Annotated in this window: 17 protein-coding genes; 6 read left to right on the top strand and 11 right to left on the bottom strand. The window is 65.3% G+C overall.

Annotated elements, in window-relative coordinates; genetic code table 11:
* Positions 1–477: 477 nt before the first annotated feature.
* Complete coding sequence (locus tag IB274_RS29175; protein ID WP_192436248.1) at positions 478–780, bottom strand: DUF1330 domain-containing protein; 303 nt, start codon at positions 778–780, stop codon at positions 478–480.
* An 88-nt stretch (positions 781–868) separates the two neighbouring features.
* Here IB274_RS29175 and ribBA point away from each other — a divergent pair, with 88 nt between their 5' ends.
* From ribBA to IB274_RS29150, 5 genes are all read left to right on the top strand, one after another.
* Entirely contained in the window at positions 869–1,978 is a 1,110-nt protein-coding gene (gene ribBA, locus IB274_RS29170) for a bifunctional 3,4-dihydroxy-2-butanone-4-phosphate synthase/GTP cyclohydrolase II (RefSeq protein WP_192436247.1), read from the top strand.
* A 322-nt stretch (positions 1,979–2,300) separates the two neighbouring features.
* Positions 2,301–3,326: a polyamine ABC transporter substrate-binding protein gene (locus IB274_RS29165; RefSeq protein ID WP_192436246.1), complete on the top strand. Its 1,026-nt coding sequence runs from the start codon at positions 2,301–2,303 to the stop codon at positions 3,324–3,326.
* Positions 3,311–4,261: an ABC transporter permease gene (locus tag IB274_RS29160; protein ID WP_192436245.1), complete on the top strand. Its 951-nt coding sequence runs from the start codon at positions 3,311–3,313 to the stop codon at positions 4,259–4,261. Before IB274_RS29165 ends, IB274_RS29160 begins: the two co-directional genes overlap by 16 nt.
* 3 nt (positions 4,262–4,264) lie before the next feature.
* Complete coding sequence (locus IB274_RS29155) at positions 4,265–5,074, top strand: ABC transporter permease (protein ID WP_192436244.1); 810 nt, start codon at positions 4,265–4,267, stop codon at positions 5,072–5,074.
* Positions 5,075–5,091: 17 nt separating this feature from the next.
* Positions 5,092–6,234, top strand: a complete 1,143-nt coding sequence (locus IB274_RS29150) for an ABC transporter ATP-binding protein (protein WP_192436243.1) — start codon at positions 5,092–5,094, stop codon at positions 6,232–6,234.
* Between the two features lie 159 nt (positions 6,235–6,393).
* Here IB274_RS29150 and IB274_RS29145 read toward each other — a convergent pair whose 3' ends face one another.
* The 7 genes from IB274_RS29145 to IB274_RS29115 form a co-directional block, all read right to left on the bottom strand.
* Positions 6,394–6,957 carry an NUDIX hydrolase gene (locus IB274_RS29145; protein WP_192224886.1) on the bottom strand — a complete coding sequence of 188 codons (564 nt, stop codon included), beginning with the start codon at positions 6,955–6,957 and terminating at the stop codon, positions 6,394–6,396.
* 4 nt (positions 6,958–6,961) lie between these two features.
* Positions 6,962–7,714 carry a GntR family transcriptional regulator gene (locus tag IB274_RS29140; RefSeq protein WP_081517812.1) on the bottom strand — a complete coding sequence of 251 codons (753 nt, stop codon included), beginning with the start codon at positions 7,712–7,714 and terminating at the stop codon, positions 6,962–6,964.
* 82 nt (positions 7,715–7,796) lie between these two features.
* Positions 7,797–8,186, bottom strand: coding sequence for a carboxymuconolactone decarboxylase family protein (locus IB274_RS29135; RefSeq protein ID WP_045209939.1), 390 nt, complete (start codon positions 8,184–8,186; stop codon positions 7,797–7,799).
* A 151-nt stretch (positions 8,187–8,337) separates the two neighbouring features.
* Positions 8,338–8,826 (bottom strand): flavin reductase family protein, encoded by a 489-nt coding sequence (locus IB274_RS29130; RefSeq protein ID WP_081517814.1) that lies wholly within the window; start codon positions 8,824–8,826, stop codon positions 8,338–8,340.
* Between the two features lie 13 nt (positions 8,827–8,839).
* Positions 8,840–10,321: an aldehyde dehydrogenase gene (locus tag IB274_RS29125; protein WP_192289466.1), complete on the bottom strand. Its 1,482-nt coding sequence runs from the start codon at positions 10,319–10,321 to the stop codon at positions 8,840–8,842.
* Positions 10,318–11,151 (bottom strand): alpha/beta fold hydrolase, encoded by an 834-nt coding sequence (locus IB274_RS29120; protein ID WP_081517816.1) that lies wholly within the window; start codon positions 11,149–11,151, stop codon positions 10,318–10,320. Before IB274_RS29120 ends, IB274_RS29125 begins: the two co-directional genes overlap by 4 nt.
* A gap of 23 nt (positions 11,152–11,174) precedes the next feature.
* Positions 11,175–11,765, bottom strand: coding sequence for an amino acid synthesis family protein (locus tag IB274_RS29115; RefSeq protein ID WP_192436242.1), 591 nt, complete (start codon positions 11,763–11,765; stop codon positions 11,175–11,177).
* A gap of 263 nt (positions 11,766–12,028) precedes the next feature.
* On the opposite strand from IB274_RS29115, the gene IB274_RS29110 reads away from it, so the two are divergent.
* The gene (locus tag IB274_RS29110; protein ID WP_192436241.1) at positions 12,029–12,313 is read left to right on the top strand and encodes a hypothetical protein; all 285 of its coding nucleotides are present in this window, start codon (positions 12,029–12,031) and stop codon (positions 12,311–12,313) included.
* Between the two features lie 670 nt (positions 12,314–12,983).
* Here IB274_RS29110 and IB274_RS29105 read toward each other — a convergent pair.
* The 3 genes from IB274_RS29105 to IB274_RS29095 all read right to left on the bottom strand — a co-directional run bounded on the left by IB274_RS29105 (position 12,984) and on the right by IB274_RS29095 (position 15,708).
* Complete coding sequence (locus IB274_RS29105) at positions 12,984–13,373, bottom strand: hypothetical protein (protein ID WP_192436240.1); 390 nt, start codon at positions 13,371–13,373, stop codon at positions 12,984–12,986.
* A gap of 118 nt (positions 13,374–13,491) precedes the next feature.
* Positions 13,492–15,114, bottom strand: coding sequence for a methyl-accepting chemotaxis protein (locus IB274_RS29100; RefSeq protein WP_192436239.1), 1,623 nt, complete (start codon positions 15,112–15,114; stop codon positions 13,492–13,494).
* A gap of 156 nt (positions 15,115–15,270) precedes the next feature.
* Positions 15,271–15,708 carry a YqaA family protein gene (locus IB274_RS29095; protein WP_192436238.1) on the bottom strand — a complete coding sequence of 146 codons (438 nt, stop codon included), beginning with the start codon at positions 15,706–15,708 and terminating at the stop codon, positions 15,271–15,273.
* Positions 15,709–15,805: the final 97 nt, after the last annotated feature.

Here is a 15,805-nt window from a genome sequence, read left to right as displayed (position 1 = left end):
GAAACGGGCTTTGAGCCCAGGCAACCGTTCGGGTTTATCAGGAAGACCCTGCTCCGACCCTCGCTCGCCCACGATCTGGAAATCTAGTCACTGGCGGTCTGAAGCAGGTGAAAACAACTTACAAGTCACTTCTTCCAAACGCCGAAGAAGTAACCAAGAAGGCTTGCCCCGGACATCCGGTTTTTCGCTTAGGCGAAAAATTCCCTCGTTGAAGCGCAGTTTCTGGGGCACGCGCTGACGGGCCATCCCTGGCCCGACAGCGCTCTCGCGACATCCATGTCGCTCAACCCCTGAAACTTCGCTTCAACGAGGCCTCCTGAACGGGGCAGTCGGCGCGTGTGGATACTTCTCTGGAAGCCTCATTAAAGCCAAAGCCAAAGCCAGAGCCAGAGCCAGAGCCAGAGCGGTACTGAGCGGGCCATGCCAGCGATCCGTCGGCAGGGCCGACGGCAATCCCGCTCGCCCATGGCTGGGGCCTTACCCCTCGAACCCCTCGAACCCCTCGACGATGACGATATCCGCCTTCGCCACGCCCTGCCGGTGCGCGCAGGCTTCCTGGTATTCCGCCGAGCGGTAGCAGGCCACCGCCTGCTCATAGGAATCGAACTCGATCACCACGCTACGCTGAGGAGTAGGGCGCCCCTCGAGGGCCTCGGAACGGCCGCCACGGGCGAGGAACTTGCCGCCGTACCTGGCGAAGGCCGCCGGGGCGCGGCGGGAGTATTCGCTGTATTGCTCCGGGTCGGTGATATCGACGTGAGCGATCCAGTAAGCCTTCATGTTCACCTCTGCTTGCTGCTGTTTCGGATAAGAAATGTATTATGGTATACCAGATTTTTTCATCCACGATCCAGCCGAGTACCGCACCATGCCGTTCGACCGCATCGAAGACATCATCGAAGACTACCGCCAGGGCAAGATGGTGCTCCTGGTCGACGACGAAGACCGTGAAAACGAGGGCGACCTGCTGCTCGCTGCCGAGCGCTGCACGCCCGAGGCGATCAACTTCATGGCCCGTGAGGCGCGTGGGCTGATCTGCCTGACGCTGACCGACGAGCACTGCGCCCGCCTGGGCCTGGAGCAGATGGTGCCGGCCAACGGCAGCGCCTATTCCACCGCCTTCACTGTGTCCATCGAGGCGGCCACCGGCGTTTCCACCGGCATCTCCGCCGCTGACCGCTCGCACACCGTGATTACCGCCGTGCAGCCGGGCGCCCGCGCCGAGGACCTGGTGCAGCCCGGCCACATCTTCCCCCTGCGCGCCCGCGAAGGCGGCGTGCTGACCCGCGCCGGCCACACCGAGGCGGGCTGTGACCTGGCGCGCCTGGCCGGGCTGACCCCGGCCTCGGTGATCGTCGAAGTCATGAACGACGATGGCAGCATGGCCCGGCGCCCGGACCTGGAAGCCTTCGCCAAGCGCCACGGCATCCGCATCGGTACCATTGCCGACCTGATCCACTACCGCCTGAGCAACGAGCACACCGTCGCGCGCATCGGCGAGAGCGAACTGCCCACCGTGCACGGTAGCTTCCGCCTGGTCACCTACGAGGACCGCATCGAAGGCGGCGTGCACATGGCCATGGTGATGGGCGACATCAAGCGCGGCGAGCCAACCCTGGTGCGCGTGCACGTGATCGACCCGCTGCGCGACCTGGTCGGCGCCGAGTACACCGGGCCGAAGAACTGGACCCTCTGGGCCGCCCTGCAGAAGGTCGCCGAGGTCGGTCACGGCGTGGTCGTGGTGCTGGCCAACAACGAATCCTCCCAGGCGCTACTGGCTCGCGTACCGCAGCTCACCCAGGCGCCGCGGCAGTTCACCCGCTCGCAGTCGCGCATCTATTCCGAGGTCGGCACTGGCGCGCAGATCCTGCAGGACATCGGCGTCGGCAAGATTCGCCACCTCGGCGCACCGCTGAAGTACGCCGGCCTCACCGGCTACGACCTGGAAGTCGTGGAAACGCTGCCTTTCGAGGGCTGATCCGTTCGTCCGCTCGCCGTGCTGGCGTTTTGCCAGAAAACTTCAATGCGGGGAGTGTGAAAAAAGATTTCCTTTCCAATCAATAACCTGAGCAACACGAGGAACGGCGCGGTGTTCACCCAAGCTTCGCTGCCACGATGGCCGGTGTCGCCGGGGACTTGCGGAAAGTTTGGAATACCATAATATGACATTCCGTAGTCCTTGCAATTTCTGTCCGTCAGCGCGCCACTCCATCGCAACCTGACGACGCTCCGGCCACCTGCTCCAGACAGGCGTTCCACGAAGACCGCCGTGAACAATCACAACAATGAGGGCAAGCAAGATGGTGTTCAAAAAACGTGCGATGGCGGTCCTGACCGCTGCGTTCCTCGGCGCAACCGGCACCGCTGCCTTCGGCGCCGACAGCCTCAGCTTCGTCAGCTGGGGTGGTACCACCCAGGATGCGCAGAAGCAGGCCTGGGCCGAACCCTTCAGCCAGTCCACCGGCATCCCCGTGGTGCAGGACGGCCCCACCGACTACGGCAAGCTCAAGGCCATGGTGGAGAGCGGCAACGTCCAGTGGGATGTGGTCGACGTCGAAGCCGATTTCGCCCTGCGCGCCGCCGCCGAAGGCCTGCTGGAGTCGCTGGACTTCAACACCATCAAGCGCGACCGCATCGACCCGCGCTTCGTCTCCGACCATGGCGTCGGTTCCTTCTATTTCTCCTTCGTGCTCGGCTACAACCAGGGCAAGGTTGGTGGCAAGCAGCCGCAGGACTGGTCGGCGCTGTTCGATACCACCACCTATCCAGGCAAGCGCGCGCTGTACAAGTGGCCGAGCCCCGGCGTGCTGGAACTGGCCTTGCTGGCCGACGGCGTAGCCAAGGACAAGCTCTACCCGCTGGACCTGGACCGCGCCTTCAAGAAACTCGACACCATCAAGAAGGACATCGTCTGGTGGGGCGGCGGCGCGCAGTCGCAGCAACTGCTGGCCTCCGGCGAGGCGACCCTCGGTCAGTTCTGGAACGGTCGCATCTACGCCCTGCAGCAGGATGGTGCGCCGGTGGGCGTGAGCTGGAAGCAGAACCTGGTCATGGCCGATTTCCTCGTGGTGCCCAAGGGCGCCAAGAACAAGGACGCGGCGATGAAGTTCCTGGCCAATTCCAGCAGCGCCAAGGGCCAGGCCGATTTCGCCAACCTGACCGCCTACGCTCCGGTGAACCTGGATAGCGTCAGCCAGCTCAAGGGCGACCTCGCGCCGAACCTGCCCACCGCCTACGCGCAGGAGCAGATCACCCTCGACTACGCCTACTGGGCGAAGAACGGCCCGGCGATCGCCGCACGGTGGAACGAATGGCTGGTCAAGTGAAAATGGCTGTGATGCAGCCGGGCCAGGCAACCGGAGGCGCATCCCGCGCCGCCGGCACGCCGGCCCCGAAGGCAGAACCCATGCGACAGGATGAAGTGCTCACCCACCGCTGGCGCGGCTTCCGCAATCTGCTGCCGGCGCTGCTGTTCCTCGGCCTGTTCTTCCTCGCCCCACTGATCGGCCTGCTGCTGCGCGGCGTGCTGGAGCCGACCCTGGGCCTGGACAACTACGCCCAGCTGTTCGCCAACTCGGCGTACTCGCGGGTGCTGTTCAACACCTTCGCGGTCGGCGCGCTGGTCACCGTGATCAGCCTGCTGCTGGGCTTCCCGCTGGCCTGGGCGATCACCCTGGTGCCGCGCGGCTGGGGGCGCATGCTGCTGAACATCGTGCTGCTGTCGATGTGGACCAGCCTGCTGGCGCGCACCTACTCCTGGCTGGTGCTGCTGCAGGCCTCGGGGGTGATCAACAAGACCCTGATGGCGCTGGGCATCATCGATCAGCCGCTGGAACTGGTGCACAACCTCACCGGCGTGGTGATCGGCATGAGTTACATCATGATCCCGTTCATCGTGCTGCCGCTGCAGGCGACCATGGCCGCCATCGACCCGATGGTGCTGCAGGCCGGTTCGATCTGCGGCGCCAGCCCCTGGACCAACTTCTTCCGGGTGTTCATTCCGCTGTGCCGTCCGGGGTTGTTCTCCGGTGGCCTGATGGTCTTCGTCATGTCCCTGGGCTACTACGTCACCCCGGCGCTGCTGGGCGGGGCGCAGAACATGATGCTGCCGGAGTTCATCGTCCAGCAGGTGCAATCCTTCCTCAACTGGGGCCTGGCCAGCGCCGCCGCCGCGCTGCTGATCGCCATCACCCTGGTGCTGTTCTACCTCTACCTGAAGCTGCAGCCGGAATCCCCGGTGGCTTCCAGTAGCGCGAGGTAAGCCATGCTGCTCTCACCCAATGCCATGAGCCGGCGCATGCGCGTCGGTCTCTACCTCACGACCGGCACCATAGCGGCCTTCCTGCTGCTGCCCATCGTGTTCATCGTCCTGCTGTCGTTCGGCTCCTCGCAGTGGCTGGTGTTCCCGCCGCCGGGCTGGACGCTGAAGTGGTACGGCCAGTTCTTCTCCAATCCCGAATGGATGAGCGCCGCGCTGGCCAGCCTGAAGGTGGCGATCCTCACCACGATCTGCTCCGTCGCCCTGGGCCTGCCCACGGCCTTCGCCTTGGTGCGCGGCAAGTTCCCCGGCCGCGAGATGCTCTACGGGCTGTTCACCCTGCCGATGATCGTGCCGCTGGTGATCATCGCGGTGGCGGTCTATGCGCTGTTCCTCAAGCTCGGCTACACCGGCACGCTGTTCTCCTTCGTGGTCAGCCACGTGATAGTCGCGCTGCCGTTCACCATCATCTCGATCATCAACTCGCTGAAGCTGTTCGACCAGTCCATCGAGGACGCCGCGGTGATCTGCGGGGCGTCGCGCCTGCAGGCGGTGATGAAGGTGACCTTCCCGGCGATCCGCCCCGGCATGGTCGCCGGCGCGCTGTTCGCCTTCCTGGTCTCCTGGGATGAAGTGGTGCTGAGCGTGATGATGGCCAGCCCGACCCTGCAGACCCTGCCCGTGAAAATGTGGACCACCCTGCGCCAGGACCTGACCCCGGTGATCGCCGTCGCTTCGACGCTGCTGATCGGCCTGTCGGTGCTGGTGATGGTGATCGCCGCCGCCCTGCGCCGGCGCAACGAAATCCGCGCCTGAGCGCCGAGGTAAATGCCATGAGTGCCGTGATCCAAGAATCCCGCGAGCAGAAGACCCTGGTCAGCCTGCGCAACCTGAACAAGTTCTATGGCGACTTCACCGCCGTGGACAACATTTCCCTCGACATCCAGGACGGCGAATTCCTCACCTTCCTCGGCTCCAGCGGCTCGGGCAAGAGCACCACGCTGTCGATGCTGGCCGGCTTCGAGACGCCCAGCAGCGGCGAAATCCTGGTCGAAGGCCGGTCGCTGGTGAACGTGCCGCCGCACAAGCGTGACATCGGCATGGTGTTCCAGCGTTATTCGCTGTTCCCGCATCTCTCGGTGCGCGACAACATCGGCTTCCCGCTGGACATCCGCAAGCAGAAGGGCGCCGAGCGCGACCGCCGCGTCGACGCCATGCTCAAGCTGGTTCAACTGGACAAGTTCGCCCACCGCCGCCCGGCGCAGCTTTCCGGCGGCCAGCAGCAGCGCGTCGCCATTGCCCGCGCGCTGGTCTACGAGCCGCGCATCCTGCTGATGGACGAACCCCTCGGCGCGCTGGACAAGAAACTGCGCGAAGACCTGCAGGACGAGCTGCGCCACCTGCACCGTCGCCTGGGCATCACCATCGTCTACGTCACCCACGATCAGGAAGAGGCGATGCGCCTTTCCCAGCGCATCGCCATCTTCAGCCACGGCAAGATCGTCGGCCTGGGCAGCGGCTACGACCTCTACCAGAACCCGCCGAATGCCTTCGTGGCCTCGTTCCTCGGCAATTCCAACTTCCTCCGCGCCCGTGCCCACGGGAACGCCGCGGCGGAGTTCGAAGGCCGCGCATTGGCCATCCGCCCGACCGCGAACCTGCGCGAAGGCCAGGACATCCTGCTGATGGTGCGCCCGGAAAAAGCCCAGGTGCTGAGCCCTGCTCAAGCCGCTGCCACACCGCTGGCGGCAGGCTGGAACGAAATCCCGGCGAAAGTGGCCGAGACGGTGTTCCTCGGCGAGAGCCTGACCTGCAGCGTGGTCATCGCCAGCGGTGCGACCCTGACGCTGAAGGAGCTTTCCGGCAACACCCAGCCGCTGGCCCCCGGCAGCGAAGTCCGCGTGCGCTGGGCCGCCGCCGATGCGTGCGTGTATGACCAGTGGAACGAGAGCGACCTGACCAAGGGCGCGCACTGATTCGGTTCTGACGTTTCATCCCTTGAACCCCCGGTTTCCCTCGTGGAGCCGGGGGCTTTTTTTGCTTGGGTTTTTTGTGGGTGCCGATGGCGTCGGTATCGATCGTCGGCCGTGCCGACGGATCGTGTGCATGGCACGCTCCTACAGGAGAGTTCGGCGTCAGCGGATGAAGTGCACCTTGCCGGTGTCGTCATTGCCCATGTAGATGCCGTAGACGCCGGCCTGGCGCTCCTCGATGTAGCGTTCGAGGATCTGCCGGATCGCCGGGTAGTAGATGCATTCCCAGGGGATATCTTCCGGGGCGAAGAATTTCACCTGCAGGGTCTCGGGGCCGTGCTCGCCGGTTTCCTCGATCACGCTGGCGCGGAAGATGATGTAGACCTCGCTGATCTTCGGCACGCTGAAGATGGAGTAGGGCGAGACGATGTCGGCGCGTACGCCGGTTTCTTCCCAGACTTCGCGCAGGGCTGCCTGTTCGGTGGTTTCGCCGTTTTCCATGAAACCGGCCGGCAGCGTCCAGGTGCCTGGGCGCGGCGGGATGCCGCGCTGGCAGAGCAGGTACTTGCCGTCGTGCTCGATGATGCAGCCGGCAATGACCTTGGGGTTCTCGTAGTGGATGTAACCGCAGCCCGCGCAGATCAGGCGCTCATGGGTATCCCCCGGCGGGCACTGGCGGCTGAGGCCGCCACTGCCGCAAGCGGGACAGAAGCGCGGGGCGGGCATGGCGTCAGCGGCCTATGCGCGGCTCTTTGAGCGCGATGGGGGTGGCGATGTCGCGCACGTTGCCGGCGCCGTCCTGCTTGGAGCGCAGGTAGTCCAGGGCGACCTTGGCGGCGGCGCGGACGTGGTCGACCGAGGCCTGGTGAGCCGCGACCGGGTCGCCGCTCTTGATCGCCTCGACCATGCGCTCCATTTCCTGGTTGCTGGCGGCGCGGCGGTTTTCCTGGGACACGGAGGTGGCCCGCAGGTAGCTGATGCGCGCCTGCAGCTGGCGCAGCTGGGTGGCGGCGGTGCGGTTGCCCGAGCCTTCGAGCAGCACGTCGTAGAAGCCCTGCACCGATTCGATCACCTGCTGCAGCTCGCCGTCTTCCAGCGCCTGGCGGTTCTCTTCCAGCGCGCGCTCCAGGTTGCGGATGTCGCGGGCCTTGGCGTTCAAGGTGAAGAGCTGGACGATCAGGCCTTCGAGCACGCAGCGCAGCTCGTAGATGTCGACCGCGTCTTCCAGGGTGATGATGGCGACGCGCGGACCCTTGGCATCGGCGAACTCCACCAGGCCCTCGGACTCCAGGTGGCGCAAGGCCTCGCGCACCGAAGTGCGGCTGACGCCCAGGCGATCGCACAGATCGCGCTCCACCAGGCGGTCGCCCGGCAGCAGCTGGAAGTTGAGGATGGCGCCGCGCAGCTTGTCGAGGACGATTTCGCGCAGGGTGACGGGGTTGCGATTGACCTTGAAGCTATCGTCGAGTGGCAAGCGTTTCATGGGGTCCGCTCTGTGTTCTGGCTGTCCATAGGAAGAACGATGGAGCACCTTCGGGCGCTCCATCGTCAAGTCGGGCCAGCAATCAACCACGTTCCTCGGCGTCGGCCTCGGCGAAGGCTTCGCGGGCGAGGCGGAAACTGTCCACCGCCGCGGGAACCCCGCAATAGATGCCGACCTGCAGGAGGATCTCGCGGATCTGCTCGCGGGATAACCCGTTACGCAGAGCGCCGCGCACGTGCAGCTTGAGTTCGTGGGGGCGGTTGAGTGCCGAAATCATCGCCAAGTTTATCATGCTGCGTTCCTTGAGCGATAAGCCGTCCCGGCCCCAGACGTGGCCCCAGCAGTACTCGGTGACCATCTCCTGGAGCGGGCGGGTGAAGTCGTCGGCGTTCTGGATCGACTTGTTCACGTAGGCCTCGCCCAGCACCTGGGTGCGGATCGCCAGGCCTTTCTCGTATTTCTCGTTGCTCATCTCGTACTCCTCGCTCTCCCTGTAGGAGTGGGCCGCTTTTTAGAGAAGCCTTGTGGGCGCGCTCCTACAGGGTGCAACCCCGCCTGGCGGCGGGGACGTAGAATTAAAAAAGGCCGCTGCCGAGGGTGATGGCGAGCGGCCTTGGAAAGCGTCAGCTGGCTATCTCCGGCAGCGCGCCGAGCTTGCCGCGGTGATAGACCATCGGGGTGACCTCCTGCTCCGGCAGGATCAGGTTCTTCACCGCGCCGACGATGATCGCGTGATCACCGCCGTCGTACTCGCGCCACAGCTCGCATTCGATGATCGCGGTGGCTTTGGTCAGCAGCGGGTTGCCCAGCTCGCTCAGGCGCCACTCGATGCCCTTGGCCTTGTCCTGGCCCTTCTTGGCAAAGGCGTAGGCCTCGGCCTGCTGGTCGGAACACAGCAGGTGGATGGCGAACTGCTTGCTGTCACGCAGGACCGGGTAGGTGTCCGATTCGTAGTTGGGGCAGAACAGCACCAGCGCCGGGTCGATCGACAGCGCGCTGAACGCGCTGGCGGTGATGCCGACGATCTTGCCGTCGGCGTCCAGGGTAGTGACCACGGTGACGCCGGACGGGAAGGAGCCCATCACTTCTTTGTAGATGCCAGGTTCGATCATCTCGTCGCTCCTCTTAGCGCATCACGAAGGGATCGGGCATGGGCGCTGGCGAGAGGTTGATCCACACCGTCTTCAGCTCGGTGTAGGCCAGCACCGAATCGATGCCGCTCTCGCGGCCGTAGCCGCTGTTGTGGAAGCCGCCGATGGGCGCCATGGCGGACACCGCGCGGTAGGTGTTGACCCAGATGATCCCGCTGCGAACGCCACGGGCCATGCGGTGAGCGCGGCCCAGGTCGCGGGTCCAGATGCCGGCGGCGAGGCCGAACTGGGAGTCGTTGGCCATCGCCAGCGCTTGCGCCTCGTCCTTGAAACGAATGACCGAGGCCACGGGGCCGAAGACTTCTTCCTGCATGATCTTCATCGAGTTGCTATCGCACTCGAACAGGGTCGGCTCGTAGAACCAGCCCTCGGAGTCGATCGACGGACGCTTGCCGCCCAGGCGCAGGCGGGCGCCTTCGGCCAGGGCGTCGGCCACCAGACCTTCGACCACTGCGAGCTGCTGCGCGGTGGCCATGGGGCCCATCTCGCTCTGTTCGTCCTGCGGGTTGCCGATGCGGATGCGCTGGGCGCGTTCCACCAGGCGGGCGACGAACTCGTCGTAGATCTCGTCCTGCACCAGCAGGCGCGAACCGGCGACGCAGCTCTGTCCGGAGGCGGCGTAGATGCCGGCCACGGCGCCGTTGATGGCGCTGTCGAGGTCGGCGTCGGCGAAGATGATGTTGGGCGACTTGCCACCCAGCTCCAGCGACAGCTTGGCGAAGTTTTCCGCGCTGCTGCGCACCACGTGGCGCGCGGTGGCGGCGCCGCCGGTGAAGGCGATCTTGCGTACCAGCGGGTGGCGGGTGAGCGCAGCGCCAGTGCTCGGGCCGAAGCCGGTGACCACGTTGACCACCCCGGCCGGGAAGCCGGCTTCGGTGGCCAGGCGGGCCAGTTCGAGGATGGTTGCCGAGGCGTGTTCGGAAGGCTTGAGCACGATGGTGTTGCCGGCGGCCAGGGCCGGGGCCAGCTTGATCGCGGTCAGGTACAGCGGGCTGTTCCACGGGATGATCCCGGCGACCACGCCCAGCGGCTCGTGCACGGTGTAGGCGAACAGGTCGGGCTTATCCAGCGGCAGGGTGCCGCCTTCGAGCTTGTCGGCAAGGCCCGCGGTGTAGTGGAAGAACTCCGGCAGGTAGCCGACCTGGCCGCGGGTCTCGCGGATCAGCTTGCCGTTGTCGCGGCTTTCCAGCTGCGCCAGGTGTTCCTTGTTCTCGGCGATCAGATCGCCCAGTCGGCGCAGCAGCTTGCCGCGGGCAGTGGCGGTGAGGCCACGCCAGGCCGGGTCGTTGAAGGCGCGCTGGGCGGCCTGCACGGCGCGCTCGACGTCGGCTTCATCGGCATCGGGGAGTTCGGCCCAGGCTTGCGCGCGGGCGGGGTCGAGGCTCTCGAAGGTCTTGCCGGAAACAGCGTCGACCCACTGGCCATCGATGAACATCTGGAAGCGTGCGAGGGTCATGCGACATTCCCCTGTACGTGATTCTTGGAAACCTGCGCCTGTTGCAGGAAGTCGAGCAGCATCTGGTTGACCAGCCGCGGCGACTCCACCGGCATCATGTGGCGCTGTTCGTCGAGCACCGTCACCTTGGCGCCCGGAATGCGTTCGGCGAGCTCGGTGGCCATCTTCGGCGTCGAGCCCGGGTCCAGCTCCCCGGTGGCGACCAGGGTCGGCACCTTGATGCTGCCCAGATCGTCCACGCGGTACATGTCCTGCGTGGCGAACAGGGTATAGGTAGTCAGATAGCCCTGCGGATCGTTGCTGGCAAGGGTCTGGCGGATCGCGGCGATCTGCGCCGGATTGGCGGCCTGGTACTCGCGGCTGAACCAGCGCGACAGGGCGGCCTCGGCGTTGGCGTCCGGGCCGTGTTCGGCGGCCTGGCGGGTCCGCTCGATCACGCCGGCGCGCTGTTCGGCGCTGCGGTTGAACACGCTGTTCAACACCACAAGGCCGTCCAGGCGCTCGGGGTAGTGCAGGGCGAAGGCCCGCGCCACCAGACCACCCATGGAGAAGCCGATGACCGTGGCACTGGTCACGCCCAGGTGGTCGAGCAGCTCGCGCAGCTGGTCGGCGTAACCGACCAGCCCACAGTCCGGCTGCGGCAGCTGACTCGCGCCATGGCCAAGCATGTCATAGGCGATGACCTGGAAATGCGGGGCCAGACCGACGATCTGGCCGCCCCACATTTCCTTGTTCAGGCCGACGCCGTGGATCAGTACCACGGGGTGGCCCTGGCCGGTCGCCAGGTAACTGGTGCCGGCCGGTGTGCGTTCAGCGGTGAGCCGAATCATGGAGCGCTCCTGCACGGTATGGATCACTGAGCCTGTTCGGCGGCCAGTTCTTCCAGGTCGATGTAACGGTTGCCGATGCGCGGGTGCAGACGGCCACCGTCCGCGGCGCCCAGTACCACGACGATCTCGTCGGCGCGCGGGGCGTCTTCGATCTGCATTTCCAGGGTGATGTAGTGCGAGCGCAGGCCTTCATCTTCCTTGTGCATCATCGGGATCTGGATCGAGGTGCCCGGGCCGCCGCGCTTGTTGGTGAAGCTCAGGTAGCTCTTGGCGTCCACCGCCTGGCGGTAGTGGTTGCCGAAACGCAGGGTGTGGATGACGGCAGAGGCGTGCTCGATCTCGCCGTCGGCGCCGACCACGGCGGCTTTGCCGTAGGCCTGGATCTTGTCAGCACCACCGATGGCGGCGGTCAGGCGCTCGACCATCAGCGCACCCAGCTCGGAGCAGTTGGCCTTGATCTCGGGCTTCAAGTCTTCGACGAAGCCGCGGCCGGCCCACGGGTTCTTGATCACCACGGCCAGGCCGACCATGGTCACCGGGGTGTCGGTGGCCTTGCCGGCTTCGATGAAGGTCTGCTCGCTGTAGGTGACGATCTTGCGAATCTCGAAACTCATGGGTCGCTCCAGTTGTGACTTCGGCTGGGTTGGGGAAGGGATTCGGTATCATGGTATACCATAATACGGTTTGCGCAAGGCGTATTTGCCTTGGGGCGGAGCGGCCAAAGCCAGCCGTGGCGGGTGGTGCGTGGGAGTGCGGGAAAGGCAGGCGACAGGCGGTCGCCGGGAGAAACCGCCGTTTCGGCGGCTTCGGCGGCGCGGTATCCTTGGCGCCATCAGCCGGCGCGCATGGCGCCGGAGCCTTTGGAGAGTCGTCGAGCATGAAACAGGAAATCGCCACCGTGACCGTCAGCGCCGAGCACTGGGGACGCGAGGCCGAAGCGGTGGACAACGCCCGCGTGACGGTGACCCTCAGCGCGCCGGAAGAGGGCGTGATCGAGGTGAGCTTCAAGGGCCAGTTGGACGCGCCGGACGAGCCGACCCACGTCTGTGTGACGCTGGAGAACGGGCTTTCCTATTACGGGGAGATCCAGGGTGGCGAGGCCAACGAGGAGGGCGGGTCGATTCGCTTCGAGGGGGAGTTGATCGATCTGGAGGGGTTCTGACCCTTTCATCCGCCGGTGGTCGCGGGTCCTGCCCGCGGGTCGCGAGCATGGCGCACTCCTACAGGCCGGCGCCGATATCACCTGTAGGAACGTGCCATGCCGGTGATCCGTCGGCAGGGCCGACGCTTCTTTTGCTCGGATGTTGCAGGGCGCTGCCTTGGCTTGGCGGGGGCTGCGCCGCTTCGGCGTGCGCTGGGACTTCATGTTTCGCCTCTCGGCGAGTCCCTTTTGTCAAACGTCGGAGAGCCGCCCTCACAAAAGGAACCAAAAAGTCTTGCCCCGGACATCCGGTTTTTCGCTTAGGCGAAAAATTCCCTCGTTGAAGCGAAGTTTCAGGGGCACGCTGCGAAGGGCCATCCCTGGCCCATCGCAGCTCTCGCGACATCCATGTCGCTCAACCCCTGAAACTCCACTTCCACTCGGCCTCCTGAACGGGGCGGTTCGGAGTGCGCCGGTGTTTCTCTGGAAGTCGTAGAAAAACAGAGCCAAGGCTGGATCGGAGAAGCGGGCTCTTCGTAGGAGCGAGCTTGCTCGCGAACCGCATGGCACCCACGTTCACCTGTAGGAGCGGGCCCATGGGACGCTCCCACGGATTGCTTCGACGCGCGATCCAATCGCCCAATAAAAAACCGGCCACGTAGGCCGGTTTTTTATTGCCTGTGGATAACCCTCACTGCTGCGGGATCATCCCCTCGATGCGCTTGGCGAAGGCGTTCGCCAGTGGGCCGTCGGCGAGCAGCAGCAGGTAGTCGTGCTCGGACTTGGCCGCCGGCGCGATCTGGTATTTCAGGGTGCCCGAGGCCACCTGGCCGACCACCGGCACGGTCAAGGTGCCGACGCATTCCAGCACGCCGCTGTCCGGGTCCTTGTCGATGATGGCTACGTCCTTCAGTTCGGCCTTGCTCAGCGCGTCGGACTGGGCGGAAAGTGCGCCGGAGAGAAAGATCTTCACCAGCTGGTTCTTCACGTCGTCCGAACCGCAGACCTTGGCCTCGTTGCCTCCGCAGGCGCTCAACAGCGCGGCGGTGGCCAGCACGGCCGACAATTTCAATACGTTCATCTATCCACCCTGTGGCGTTCCATGATGGCCATTGGATAGGAAAATGCCGGAAAAATTCCCCGTCCAACCTTCCCGTTTCGCCAAGCAGTTGGCGAAACGGGAGTAGGGCAGGTCGCCGTCAGACCACGAAGCGCGCCACCATCCCGTTGAGGTCCACGGCCAGGCGCGACAGCTCCTGGCTCGCCGCGCTGGTCTGGGTGGCGCCGGCCGAGGTCTGGGTCGCCAGGTCACGGATGGTCAGCAGGTTGCGGTCCACTTCGCGGGCGACCTGGGCCTGTTCCTCGGTGGCGCTGGCGATCACCAGGTTGCGCTCGTTGATCAGTGACATGCGCTCCAGGATCACCTGCAGCGAAGCGCCGGCCTCGCCGGTGCGGCTGACCGTGCGTTCGGCGTGGGCGGTGCTGCTGAGCAGGGCGGTGACGGTGCGGTCGCTGCCGTTCTGGATGGCCGAGACCAGCTCTTCGATCTCGCGGGTCGAGCTCTGGGTGCGCTGGGCCAGCGAGCGGACTTCGTCGGCGACTACAGCGAAGCCGCGCCCGGCCTCGCCGGCGCGGGCGGCTTCGATGGCGGCGTTGAGCGCCAGCAGGTTGGTCTGCTCGGCCACGCTGCGGATCACCTCCAGCACCTTGCCGATGTCCTGCGCCTGGTTGGCCAGGACTTCCGCCTGCTGCGAGGCCTGGCCCACTTCGCCGGCCAGGGTCCCGATGGCGTTGGAGGTTTCGTCGACCCGCTCGCTGCCGCTGCGTGCGGCGTCGATGGCCTCGCGCGAAGCGGCGGAGGTGGAAGCGGCGTTGCTGGCGACTTCCTCCACGGCACTGGTCATCTGGTTGACGGCGGTGGCGGCCATTTCGATCTGGTCACTCTGCTGCTGCAGCGCGCGGCTGCTTTCTTCCATCACGCTGTGCATTTCCTCGGCGGCCGAGGCCAGTTGGCTGGCGGAGTTGCCGATGCCGCGGATGGTCTCGCGCAGGCTGTTCTGCATGGCGGCCAGGGCATGGAGCAGTTGGGCCGGCTCATCGCGGCCCTCGACCGTGAAGCGCTGGCTGAGGTCGCCGCTGGCGATGGTCTGGGCCACGCGCAGCGCCTGGTTGAGCGGCACGACGATGCTGCGGGTGAGCTGCCAGGCCAGCAGCAGGGTGAGACCGACGCTGAGCAGCAGGATCGCGCTGACCACCAGCCGGCCGCTCTGGAACTGCTCCACGGCGCGGTCGGCGGCGGCTGATGCGCCATTGCGGTTGAGGTCGATCAGCGCGGTGAGGCGCTTATTCAGTTCGGCACCCTGCTGGGCGATGCTGCCGTTGAGGATGTGCAGCGCGCCTTCGTCGTCGTTCTGGCGAACCTTCTCCACCAGTTGGTCGACGAAGCCGAGGTAGCCGTCCAGCGCCTGCTTCAGTTCATCGGTGCGCTGCTGCTCCTCGGCACTGAGGATCAGCCGGCGATAGTCGGCCAGCACCTTGTCCTTGTCCTGCCGCGCTTCGGCGATCAGGCCCAGACTGCGTTCGCGGGCGGCGCTGTCGTGGTTGACCAGCAGGCGCATGGATTCCAGGCGGATGCGGGCGATGTCGCCCGACAGCTGGTTCATGTGGTTGATGCTCAGCAGCCAGTTGCTGTCGATCTCTTCGGAAGCGGCGCGCAGGGTCGAGAGCTTGTACAGCGAGAACAGACCGAGGAACACCAGTAGCAGGCCCATGACGGCGAAACCCAGGGACGCGCGGCGGCCAATACTCATGCTTCTGAACATCGTGAAATTCCCTTTTCTTCATCCAATGTGTGGAGCCTTTGGGCCCTGCCATGCACGGTGATGGCGCTGTGATATTACTTGGCGCCAATTTTTCGCAGCAGTGGCAAAACAGGACTAGCAGACGAAAAACCTGTCCGCTTTTGAGATGGGGCTCATTCAGGCGAGCGTGAGCCAGGCCAGCACAGCGTAACGCCCGACCTTGGCGACGGTGACCAGCAGAAGGAAGCGCCAAAGCGGCTCGCGCATGACGCCGGCGATCAGTGTCAGCGGGTCGCCAATCACCGGCGCCCAACTCAGCAGCAGCGACCAGCTGCCAAGGCGCCGGTAATGGCGCTGGGCCTTCTCCAACGCCGCATCGCTCACGGGGAACCAGCACTTGCCGCGCCAGCGCTCCAGTCCGCGGCCCAGCAGCCAGTTCGCCAAAGAGCCGAGCACGTTACCCAAGCTGGCCGCCAGCAGCAGTGACCACAGCGCGTACTGCCCGCCCAGCAGCAGCCCGACCAGCACGGCTTCCGATTGCAGCGGCAGCAGGGTGGCGGCGCCAAAGGCGGAGAGGAAGAGACCGGCGTGGGCGGCGAGAGAGAGGCTCAACATCGGGTATGGGCGAAACGGCGAGTAGGGGCGGTCAGAATGAGAGGAACCGTCGTACTAAAAATTTGGAATAAAGAGAGGAGCTTCAGGCGTCTACAGA

The organism is Pseudomonas sp. PDM18 (genome assembly GCF_014852585.1).
GTDB lineage: Bacteria > Pseudomonadota > Gammaproteobacteria > Pseudomonadales > Pseudomonadaceae > Pseudomonas.
Note: the sequence above shows the minus strand (reverse complement) of the source record. Positions and strands in the feature narration are given on the sequence as shown.